Raw genomic sequence first — 10,308 nt, 5'->3', positions numbered from 1 at the left:
AAGGTATCTTTGAACATTTTTGTTCTTTCCGTTTTTAACTATGTATTTATTATGGCAATGAGGGCAAATTAATTTTGAGTCTTCTTTAATTGAAGATAATTCAATTAGCCTACTTATATCCATAATTAATTTTCTTTTTGAGGGATTACTCATAGGTTTTATTATTTCTAATACATCATTGTAATTATACGAATTCAAATACATCATCTCCTAAAAAATCTTTGTTAAGATGATTGACATATTTTATCACTTTTATTCATAATACAGCCAATATTATTTATATGCATTTTACAATAATGAAGAAAATAATTCAGAAACCCCTTCCTTAATTTTTACCATTCTACTTCTACTATTGTATTCTTCTAAAGTAAGTTCAGTAGACTTTTTAATATCCTCTTCAAAAGCTTTTCTTTGTTTTTTAGCAATTTCTTTTGAATATATAAGAGCATTAACTTCAAAGTTTAACTCAAAACTTCTGATATCCATATTAGCTGTTCCTATAGATGTAATAGAATCATCTATTAGTACCATCTTAGAATGAAGGAAAGAATTTTTATCATAATGATAAACCTTTATTCCATACTTTAATAATTCACTTGCATAAGACAAATTAACCCAATATACAAAAGGATGATCCCCCTTACCTGGAATCATAATTCTTACATCAACACCACTAAGAGCTGCAAGCTTTAAACTATCATTAACACTGTTATCAAGTACTAAATATGGTGTTTGTATATAAACATATTTTTTAGACTTTTGAATCATTTTTACATATGTAAGCTTAATTTCATGAAGATCTTTAGCATTCGGAACACTACTAATTATTTGTACTCCTTCGCCACCCTTTTCCTTATCTGATAAGATAATTTCTTTTGATAAGTCAACATTTTCCTTAGACGCGTATTTCCAATCTGCTAAAAATCTAAGATTTAAATCAACAGTTGCATATCCATTAATTCTTATATGAGTATCTCTCCAATATCCAAATCGTTTATTCTTTCCTAGATATTCGTCTCCAACATTAAAGCCACCAACATAACTAATTTCATTATCTATAATTACAATTTTTCTATGGTTTCTATGGTTCATATTTATATTAAAAGGTTTTATATGAGATGGAAAAAATTCTGCTATCTTAACTCCAGCCTCTTCTACATCTCTTAATTTCTTCTTGCTTAGTTCTCTGCATCCAAGAGAATCATATAGAAACTTAACCTCTACCCCTTCTCTTGCTTTATCCTTTAATACATCTAATATACTAGAACCTAATTCGTCTCTTTTAAATATATAGAACTGAATATTAATGCTCTTTTTAGCAGTCTTTAAATGTTCAATCATATCATTAAATAATTCTTTTCCATCATTAAAAACTGTAATTTTATTTCCTTCTCTATAGGGAGAGTATGACATATTTTCTAAAGAATTAACCATATCTATATTTTCTTTGTCAACATTATTACTCTCTAATATATTCCTCTTTTCATATTCCTCTTTAAATTTTTTATACATATTTCTATCAGATTGTCTTATACCATACATGCTAGATTGATTAATTTTTCTTCCTATAAACATGAAAAGAACAAGTCCTAAAACAGGAATAAGATAAAAAATTAAACTCCAAGCAACTATGCTATTAGCAGATCTTTTTTCTTTAAAAATCATATAAAGAATAGCCAAAAAATCTATTATATTAGAAATTCTAAAAATAATATTTATTATCAATGTACTTTCCTCCAATCTTTATCTTTAGTTTTATATAGCATAAAAAATAATACTGCCGTATAAAATTATACAGCAGTATTACTCCCTTACAAAATCGCATCAATTACTTTTTTTCTCAAAAATAATATAATTCTCTATTATTTTACCCATGATATTACTTTTTGATGCAAATAAATTTTTATCGTCTATGAATATTATCGTATATACTCTACTTTTCTTAATGTTTTTTCAATATTTATACATATTAATTTTCAACCTAATAAATTTAAAAATTATAGTATTACCTTAGCAAATTCCATATTATCAAAACCATTTTCTTGTATATACTCTAAAATTTCACTTCTATAATTTCTATCATGCTCAAAAGCTTTTACAAATACTTGAACAAACTTAATTATATCCTTTTTCGAGTCTTCCCCATCCTTTAAATACATACCAACTAAATAAAATTTCATTAGTGCATATCTAAATACAAGCATTATATAACCTTCAAACATAAAATCACTTTCTGAAAAAGGAAATAGATTGTTATATATAAAGTTAACAAAATAGTTTTCAAATATATAACTATGTTTATTAATAAATTTCTTTGTATATTCTTTATATGCATCTATGTACATATCTGCATTTTTTTCTAAATCGGAATCTTTTTTAACATTAAAGCCTTCTAAAGCTTTTATTGTCATAGTTCTAAACTTCTCACTATCAACCTCTTCAACAATATTTAAAGAATCAACTACATTCTTAAAAAATGATATTTGTGATAAATAGTTATTTTCATCTTCTTCATAGAATTTTGCACTTTCATATATATCATATTTATCAATAATTACTGGTATTTTTTCTGGATCTTCTTCACTTATTTCTTCTAATATGCTTAATAAATCACCTAAAACATATAATCTTTTATTTAAATCTAAACCTCTATATTGAATTATTTTTATTGCAATATTTCTTATTTCTTTAAAGTACTTAATTGGGGTACCTTCAAATTCTCTATCCTTAGTTTCAAGAACTCCTGACATTGTGTACTTACCTAAAGATCTTTTTTCTGTTTTAAATTGTATTTTATCTTTGCTACTTAAAACAATTCTAGCTGCTTCTGGGCATGATAAATCAAGGACCATTTCATAATGATTGTCCACTTTATTTACTACTCTTGGAAATTGTCCACATACACTTGAAAGATAATCTTCTCCAAGTTTTTCTTGTATTTTACAATAATTATTACAATTTAAGAAAGGACATCTCTTTTCTTTATTTAACTTAATTCTTCCATAATCAAGATCTTCATTAGTACATTCACTATTATTGCAAACATTTTTTTGAAACATCTTTTTCATTTCTTCATCTTTAACTTTAAAATATTTTTTAAAAGTTGCTCTATCAACATCAATATCCCACCCAACACAACAAGTATCTTCACATTCTCCGCCTATACATTTAAACTTATCTAAATATTCAGGATACACCATATTTACTAATTTACTCATTATCATCTTCCTTATCAAAACTATTTGTTATTTATTATAATATTTCTATACTTTATAAAGAATATAAAAAGGTGTATCTCTACACCTTTAAAATTTATTTATCAATTTTTTATAACTTCTATCTTATATCCATCTGGATCTGTAACAAAATAGTAGTCTGGTTTATGCCCTGGAAGTCCTTTTAACTCTGTAACTTCATAGCCTAAAGCAATATGTTTATCTCTCATTTCTTCTAAGTTATCTACTCCAACTGCTATATGACTATAACCATTTCCTAAATCATAAGGTTTTTCAACATCATAGTTATAAGTAAGCTCTACTTCATAGTCACATCCTTCATGTGCTAAGTATACTAAAGAAAACTTATTTTCAGGGAAATCTTTTCTTCTTGTTACTTTTAACCCTAATGCTTCTTCATAAAATTTCAATGATTTATCTAAATCTTTAATTCTTATACATGTATGCAACATTCTAAATGCCATAACTTATTCACTCCTGTCATAATATCATGTTTACTTAACATTGTATTATACAGATATGTTTTAGTCCATACTTTTCTAACTTGTAAAAGTTTCTTTATCATTATAAAATTGAAAATTAATATTCATGTTGTCTTACTTTACCTTCTCACACATCAAAAATTTTTTTAACATCAATTACTACTCCTCTATAATCATTTTTAGGTCTATCATTAATTAAAGCAGCCGGCACCGTCCATTCAATATTATTTACAACTTTCCTTGATTCTATCTCTACAGGTAACATTTGAATTAATGTCTGAACTCCTCTAAATATACCTTCTGGAGTATATCCAATAAGCTTAATCATATTTATATCAATATCTAAAATATATCCTTCAAGTCCTAAACTCTCATCACTATTTATAGTAGTTAAAACAATGCTATTTTCCTTTGGAATTCCTCCCTTTATTAATTTAAAATCATACCCTGTAGGAAGCATAACCTTCATCTTCATATATGTACAAATATTTAATATTTCATTTGATTCAATATCATTTCTTCCTTGAAAATATATTTCTGTATCATTAGTGAACTTAAAATCACCATTTCTAGTTTTATATGTTGCAGCTTTAACTTCTGTAAACATAGATAATGTAAGTAATAATATCCAAAATAATACCTTGCATTTTTTCTTCATAAATTCACCTCTAATATAAATATACTTAATATTATTTTTTCACTTATTAGCAAAAATTATTCTATATAAAAAGGTAGACTTTGCTACCCTTTTACTACTTTTTAACCATATTTTCACATTCCCTCATTTGTTCATCATATATTCTTATTTTTTCATCTAACCTTAGTAAAGTTGCCTGCATATCATTAATTCTATCTATTAATAATTCCCTTTGTTCTTCTAAAATATTGTGTCTTGCTTGTATTGTGGAATCTCCCTTTTGAAATAAAGCTACATATTCCACAAGAGCTTCTATAGATAGTCCTGCATTTCTCATGCACTTAATAAAATTAACCCAATTGCATTCCTCTTCACCATAATCACGAACACCACTTGAATTTCTTGGAACAGCTGGAATAAGTCCTATTCTTTCATAATATCTTAATGTATCTGCAGTTAATTCATATTTTTTACTTACTTCTGAAATTGTCATTTGTTAATTCACAGCCTTTCTTATAGCCATTTTTTATATCATCTTCCGATTCTTTTACCAAAGAACCATCTATTGCTATTGGTTTTTCAATTTTTGCTTCGGGGCACAAGGCTTTAAGCTCATCTATACTTTCTCCTAAAGCACCTCCACCATGAGTACAAAATGGTCTTATTACTTTTCCTTTTAAATTATTATATTTTTCAATAAATGTCCATACATGCATTGGCATAGTATGACAATAATTGGGATACCCTAAATAAATTGTATCATATGCATATATACTTCCTAAAGTATCCTGAAAATCTGGTCTTGCATCTTCTGCTATATGCTTTTTAGCCTGTTTTACACATTCATGATAATCCGTAGAATACTTTTCTACAGGCTCTATTTTAAACATATCTGCTCCTTAAATTTTCTCTTACAATATAACTATCCAACTTAGAGTTAAGTCTAAGTCAAAGCAAAAAGTTAGGAAAGTAATAAAAAAATATATTACCTTCCTAACTTTAAATTTTGTCCTTACTCTCCTAAAGCTTGTGATAAATCATAGATTATATCATCAACATGCTCAGTTCCTATTGATAATCTTACAGTATTAGGTTTAATTCCTTGTTCTAATAATTCTTCTTCATTTAATTGTGAGTGAGTAGTTGTTGCTGGATGTATAACTAAAGATTTAACATCTGCTACATTTGCTAGAAGTGAGAATATTTCAAGCTTATCAATAAATTCTTTAGCTTCTTTTTCTCCACCTTTAACTTCAAAAGTAAATATTGAACCTGCTCCCTTAGGGAAGTACTTATTATATAAATCATGATATGGACTATCTGATAGTGATGGATGATTTACATTTTCAACCTTTGGATGATTATTTAAGAATTCAACTACTTTTAATGTATTTTCAACATGTCTTTCAACCCTTAATGAAAGTGTTTCTAATCCTTGTAAAAGAATAAATGCATTAAATGGACTAATTGCTGCTCCTGTATCTCTTAAAAGGATAGCTCTTATTCTTGTAATATATCCTGCAGGTGCTGCAGCTTCTGCAAACTTAACTCCATGATAACTTGCATCTGGTTCTGATAATTGTGGGAACTTACCTGATGCCACCCAGTCAAATTTACCAGAATCAACTATTACACCACCTAGAGAAGTTCCATGTCCTCCAATAAACTTAGTTGCTGAATGAACAACTACATCTGCACCATGTTCAATTGGTCTGAAAAGATATGGTGTTCCAAAAGTATTATCAACTATTAGTGGAATTTTATGTTTATGAGCTATTTCAGCTATAGCTTCTATATCTGCTATATTGGAGTTTGGATTACCTAAAGTTTCAATATATAATGCTTTAGTATTTTCTTGAATTGCATCTTCAAAATTTTGAACATTATCAGGATCAACAAAAGTTGTAGTTACTCCATATGATTTTAAGGTATGTGCAAATAAATTATATGATCCTCCATAAATTGTTTTAGCTGAAACTATATTATCTCCTGCCTTAGTTATATTTAATATGGCATAAGTTACAGCTGCTGCCCCTGATGAAACTGCAAGTCCTGCCACTCCACCTTCTAATGCTGCTACTCTCTTTTCAAATACATCTTGAGTTGAATTAGTAAGTCTTCCATAAATATTACCTGCATCAGCTAAATTAAATCTTGCAGCTGCATGATCGCAATTTTTAAATACATAAGATGTTGTTTGATAAATTGGTACTGCCCTAGAATCTGTTGCTGGATCTGGTTGTTCCTGTCCAACGTGTAATTGTAATGTTTCAAATTTTAATTTTCTTTCTTCTTTACTCATATTTTTGCCCCCTAATTTATTTAAAAATTTATACCAAATTCAAATTAAAAGTTTTTATTTCCTCAGTTTTAAATGTAAAAAACTGCCTTCTAAAGATAAGAAGACAGTTTTAATAAATTTATACTTAACATTCTTATCTTTCAGATACAAATAGTATCTGCAGGAATTAGCACCTTAAATTAAAATAATAATTCAGGTTGCCAGACGTCACAGGGCCAGTCCCTCAGTCTTTCTTGATAAAAACTATTTAATTATTCTTAGTATACCTATTAACTTTATATGAATTATTATATAATCAACATTTTCTAATGTCAATAGTTTTTTAATTTATTAATTAAATATAATTAATTTTAAATATATTTAATTAACAACATTGAATTCCTGATTAATTACTTATATAATCAACCTTATAGTTATTTTAAGTTATTTTTAAAATTTAATTATAAAGAGGTAATAAAAGATGAAGAACAAAATGGCTGACGCCACGCTTTTCAGCACAGGAAGCAGCTTTGTTTTGCCATGCAAAAGGTTCTAAAAGTAAAATAATTTCATATTAAAATACAAATTTATTGCCGTAACATTTATTTTAAGTACCTTTAATCCTATTCAAACCCTGATTCTTGCCTTTATTGTACAAGCACGTCACTTCTTTTATGGAATTTCTATGTTAGATAAATTTAAAAACACAGGTTGTTTATGTCTTTCATATAATTATTTAACTACTGTTATTGGGGCACCCCTTGGTGGAATCCTCGGATCATTAATTAAGTTTAATACTGAAGGTATAAGCTTTGTCATGACTTCAATGTTTATAGTAATTCTTCTTGAACAATGGTTAAAATAAGAAAAACACTATAATGCATTAATAGGAATTATATCGTCTATAACATATCTTATTATTTTCAAAGCAGATAAATTTATGATTACAACACTAGTTTCAATTATTCTTTTACTTACAATATTTAAAAAGACAATTATAAAAAAGGAGTTTTTTAAAATTAGCTTATATGAACAAATTATTACTATATTCTTATGTGTAATTGGCACAATGCTCACAAGGTTTCTTCCTTTTTTAATATTTTTACCCAAAAGACCTATACCTAAGTACATACAATACCTAGGAGATATTCTTACTTCTGCTCTTTTTGGCACGCTAGTTATTTATTCTCTTAAAGATATAAATGTATTATCTGGAAACTATGGTATTCCAGAATTAATATCTATTTTTATAGTAGCATTCATTCATTTATGGAAAAGAAAAATGATGCTTTTAATAATAAGTGGCACTGCTACCTATATGATATTAATTCAATTTATCTTTTAATATGGCTGTATTTTTATAGTATGGTCAAATCAATTATATTTAGTTGTATTTATCTAAGTGTAGCCTTAATGTATAAAAAAGATAGCTTTCTTTTTATCTGAAAGCTATCTTTTTCATTATCTACATATTAAATTAATGCTTTTAGTGCAACTAAATCAAAGAAATTAACATTTCCATCTTTATTTACATCTGCATTTTTTTCAGTAATAACTATATTAGATTCTTTACCACCATTATTAACATACTTTCTTAATAAAGTGTAATCACTTAAGTCAATTACTCTATCGCCATTTACATCTCCATACATTACCTTTGGTACATATCCTGATTCTTTATAAGCTTGTAATACTTTTGAATAAGCAGGTTTTGCTGTATAATAATCAGAATATAGTAAAGGTCTTTGTGCTGAACGCCAAGAATCATCATCAGCTATTCCCCAGAATATAAGAGCAGTGATTTTTCCTAAAGTTTCGCTTTCATCACTTTCTTTTTTAATCTTCATAACTCCAGTCATTAAATCATAATAATACTTAGCTTGAGTATCAAAGTTGTTACAAGTTGCATCAAGTTCTGTAATTTGAACTTCAAACCCTTCATTTACAAACTTTTGTAATGCATTAAGATAGTGAGATACATTGCTTGGATAAAGACCTATATGAGATTGCATACCAATACCTGCACATACCTTTTTATCTGCATTAATATTATTTATAAGTGTTATTACATTGCTAACTTCATCGTATGTGTTATAGTCATTGTAAAATAATTTTACTTTATCTTGAACACCATACTTTTCTAATTCATCATAGGCAATGTTAAAAGCTTGTTTTACGAAATCTGGATTAGTATTAACTCCTCCATAAATATTCAACCATCCTGAATTATTAGCATGTAAATATTCATTTACTACATCCCATGCATAAACTGCCTTGCTATATTGTCCTGTATAAACATGGTCCATTACGCTTCTAATGTAGAATTCCATTCTCTTATTCATAGTATCTTTGCTTACATAAGCGCCATTATCTGAATATCCATCTCTGAAGAATCTATCTGGTGTTTGTTGATGCCATACAAGAGTATGTGCTCTAAATGAGAAACCATTGTCTGAAGCTGTTTTTAACATAGAATCTACTGTAGTAAAGTCTAATTTGGGAACTGTAGATTCTGAATATCCTTCAGGAATATAATATCCAAGGCTCTTTGCTTCATCTACTGATATAGTATCAGTTGAATTCATAATTGCATCTGGTTTCATTTCATTTCCTGGAGTAACACTATTATGCTCTATTTGTAGATACTTAACTACGCTTGGATTAGCAAACTTAGCTGCTGATACAGCTGCTCCAACATGATCAAAAGCTTGTCCATAATTAGTTAATAAGTTATCATCAGCAGAAATACTATTATCTAAATATGGATCTCTATCATCATATTTAAATTTAACACTATTAATAGTTACTGAAATTTGATTAGATTCCTTTGACATAATTCCTACATGGTCAACCATTTTATTAGTTAATTTTGAATCTGTTGTAAAAGTACACTCACCATTATTTTTAAAATCATATTGTACAGCTAATTCTTCATTATCTGTATTATATAACTTAAAACATGTTTTTCCATTTGTACAATTTCCACTAAATGTTACACTTGGGCATTTGCTCATATCTAAAGTTTCTGGAAGCTGAAATTGAATTTCCTTCCATAAACCTGTAAATGTAGCATTTAAATTAGTTCCTGAAATGCTATATTCTGTTCCTCTTGCTAATAGGAAAGACATTTCAGAAAAATCATATGTTTTATAAGTATAACCATCTGTGCCTTTTATATCTGCTGCACTAGCACTGAATGGTATAAGTAAAGTGAAACATATAGCAGTTATAAAGGCCATTACTAAACTTGTTAGTTTTTTCATAAAAATCCCCTCTCTTTAATTCATTTTTTAGAATAATTTTAATACAAATTATTCCAATCACTTCACAACTATTATACTTTTCCTTGTCATTAAAGTATTCACTTTTTCGTAAAAGAGAGGATTTTCTTCTTAATTTAAAAAAATCATGAACAAAGTGGCTGCGCCACGCTCCCTTCGGGAAACTTAGTTGTAAGTAAAAATTTAAAAGCATAGGATGCTCAAAATCCTATGCTTTATCTTTATCCTCGATATTTCTTTCCATAAACTCCATCATATTTTACAGGTCTCATTATACCGCCGCATTTTTCGCACGAAAAACAAGGGGGTTCATCTATATTACTTTGATCCATCTCATCAAAGTACTCTACAACCTCCTTAGGAATATCTTCTTCCATACCACATTGTGTAC

Annotated in this window: 11 protein-coding genes, 1 pseudogene and 1 riboswitch; of the genes and pseudogenes, 2 read left to right on the top strand and 10 right to left on the bottom strand. The window is 27.8% G+C overall.

The window, feature by feature from the left end; translation table 11 throughout:
* The 8 genes and pseudogenes from BM384_RS12095 to BM384_RS12060 all read right to left on the bottom strand — a co-directional run.
* A pseudogene (locus tag BM384_RS12095) lies at positions 1–198 on the bottom strand (hypothetical protein); the annotation flags it as partial.
* A gap of 90 nt (positions 199–288) precedes the next feature.
* Positions 289–1,725, bottom strand: coding sequence for a cardiolipin synthase (cls, locus tag BM384_RS12090; protein WP_242946021.1), 1,437 nt, complete (start codon positions 1,723–1,725; stop codon positions 289–291).
* 272 nt (positions 1,726–1,997) lie between these two features.
* On the bottom strand, positions 1,998–3,218 hold the full coding sequence (gene fliB, locus BM384_RS12085; protein WP_090013948.1) for a flagellin lysine-N-methylase: 1,221 nt from the start codon (positions 3,216–3,218) through the stop codon (positions 1,998–2,000).
* Positions 3,219–3,319: 101 nt separating this feature from the next.
* Positions 3,320–3,700, bottom strand: a complete 381-nt coding sequence (locus tag BM384_RS12080; protein WP_090013946.1) for a lactoylglutathione lyase — start codon at positions 3,698–3,700, stop codon at positions 3,320–3,322.
* A 145-nt stretch (positions 3,701–3,845) separates the two neighbouring features.
* Positions 3,846–4,376, bottom strand: coding sequence for a glycoside hydrolase family 20 zincin-like fold domain-containing protein (locus BM384_RS12075; RefSeq protein ID WP_090013944.1), 531 nt, complete (start codon positions 4,374–4,376; stop codon positions 3,846–3,848).
* A 94-nt stretch (positions 4,377–4,470) separates the two neighbouring features.
* A complete protein-coding gene (locus BM384_RS12070) occupies positions 4,471–4,848 on the bottom strand; it encodes a MerR family transcriptional regulator (protein ID WP_090013942.1) in 378 nt (125 codons plus the stop codon).
* On the bottom strand, positions 4,826–5,245 hold the full coding sequence (locus BM384_RS12065) for a flavodoxin (RefSeq protein ID WP_090013940.1): 420 nt from the start codon (positions 5,243–5,245) through the stop codon (positions 4,826–4,828). Before BM384_RS12065 ends, BM384_RS12070 begins: the two co-directional genes overlap by 23 nt.
* Positions 5,246–5,367: 122 nt before the next feature.
* A complete protein-coding gene (locus tag BM384_RS12060; protein ID WP_090013938.1) occupies positions 5,368–6,657 on the bottom strand; it encodes an O-acetylhomoserine aminocarboxypropyltransferase/cysteine synthase family protein in 1,290 nt (429 codons plus the stop codon).
* A gap of 130 nt (positions 6,658–6,787) precedes the next feature.
* Positions 6,788–6,900, bottom strand: a riboswitch (SAM riboswitch).
* 421 nt (positions 6,901–7,321) lie between these two features.
* On the opposite strand from BM384_RS12060, the gene BM384_RS17970 reads away from it, so the two are divergent.
* Positions 7,322–7,501, top strand: coding sequence for an ABC transporter permease family protein (locus BM384_RS17970; RefSeq protein WP_207650721.1), 180 nt, complete (start codon positions 7,322–7,324; stop codon positions 7,499–7,501).
* An 8-nt stretch (positions 7,502–7,509) separates the two neighbouring features.
* On the opposite strand, the gene BM384_RS18260 is transcribed toward BM384_RS17970, so the two are convergent.
* Positions 7,510–7,767 (bottom strand): hypothetical protein, encoded by a 258-nt coding sequence (locus tag BM384_RS18260; RefSeq protein WP_242946023.1) that lies wholly within the window; start codon positions 7,765–7,767, stop codon positions 7,510–7,512.
* On the opposite strand from BM384_RS18260, the gene BM384_RS12050 reads away from it, so the two are divergent.
* The gene (locus BM384_RS12050; RefSeq protein ID WP_242946022.1) at positions 7,706–7,981 is read left to right on the top strand and encodes a branched-chain amino acid transporter permease; all 276 of its coding nucleotides are present in this window, start codon (positions 7,706–7,708) and stop codon (positions 7,979–7,981) included. The two genes, BM384_RS18260 and BM384_RS12050, sit on opposite strands and share 62 nt — an antisense overlap.
* Positions 7,982–8,108: 127 nt before the next feature.
* Here the strand turns inward: BM384_RS12050 and BM384_RS12045 are convergent, their stop codons facing one another.
* Positions 8,109–9,899 (bottom strand): endo-1,4-beta-xylanase, encoded by a 1,791-nt coding sequence (locus tag BM384_RS12045; protein WP_090013934.1) that lies wholly within the window; start codon positions 9,897–9,899, stop codon positions 8,109–8,111.
* Positions 9,900–10,308: the final 409 nt, after the last annotated feature.

The sequence above is a fragment of the Clostridium sp. DSM 8431 genome (genome assembly GCF_900116755.1).
Lineage (GTDB): Bacteria > Bacillota > Clostridia > Clostridiales > Clostridiaceae > Clostridium.
Note: the sequence above shows the minus strand (reverse complement) of the source record. Positions and strands in the feature narration are given on the sequence as shown.

Bases quoted from the DNA above. Each gene is read 5' to 3' on its own strand.
- fliB (WP_090013948.1), bottom strand. From the start codon at position 3,218: ATGAGTAAATTAGTAAATATGGTGTATCCTGAATATTTAGATAAGTTT.
- BM384_RS12080 (WP_090013946.1), bottom strand. From the start codon at position 3,700: ATGGCATTTAGAATGTTGCATACATGTATAAGAATTAAAGATTTAGAT.
- BM384_RS12075 (WP_090013944.1), bottom strand. From the start codon at position 4,376: ATGAAGAAAAAATGCAAGGTATTATTTTGGATATTATTACTTACATTA.
- BM384_RS12070 (WP_090013942.1), bottom strand. From the start codon at position 4,848: ATGACAATTTCAGAAGTAAGTAAAAAATATGAATTAACTGCAGATACA.
- BM384_RS12065 (WP_090013940.1), bottom strand. From the start codon at position 5,245: ATGTTTAAAATAGAGCCTGTAGAAAAGTATTCTACGGATTATCATGAA.
- BM384_RS12060 (WP_090013938.1), bottom strand. From the start codon at position 6,657: ATGAGTAAAGAAGAAAGAAAATTAAAATTTGAAACATTACAATTACAC.
- BM384_RS17970 (WP_207650721.1), top strand. From the start codon at position 7,322: ATGTTAGATAAATTTAAAAACACAGGTTGTTTATGTCTTTCATATAAT.
- BM384_RS12050 (WP_242946022.1), top strand. From the start codon at position 7,706: ATGCTCACAAGGTTTCTTCCTTTTTTAATATTTTTACCCAAAAGACCT.
- BM384_RS18260 (WP_242946023.1), bottom strand. From the start codon at position 7,767: ATGTACTTAGGTATAGGTCTTTTGGGTAAAAATATTAAAAAAGGAAGA.
- BM384_RS12045 (WP_090013934.1), bottom strand. From the start codon at position 9,899: ATGAAAAAACTAACAAGTTTAGTAATGGCCTTTATAACTGCTATATGT.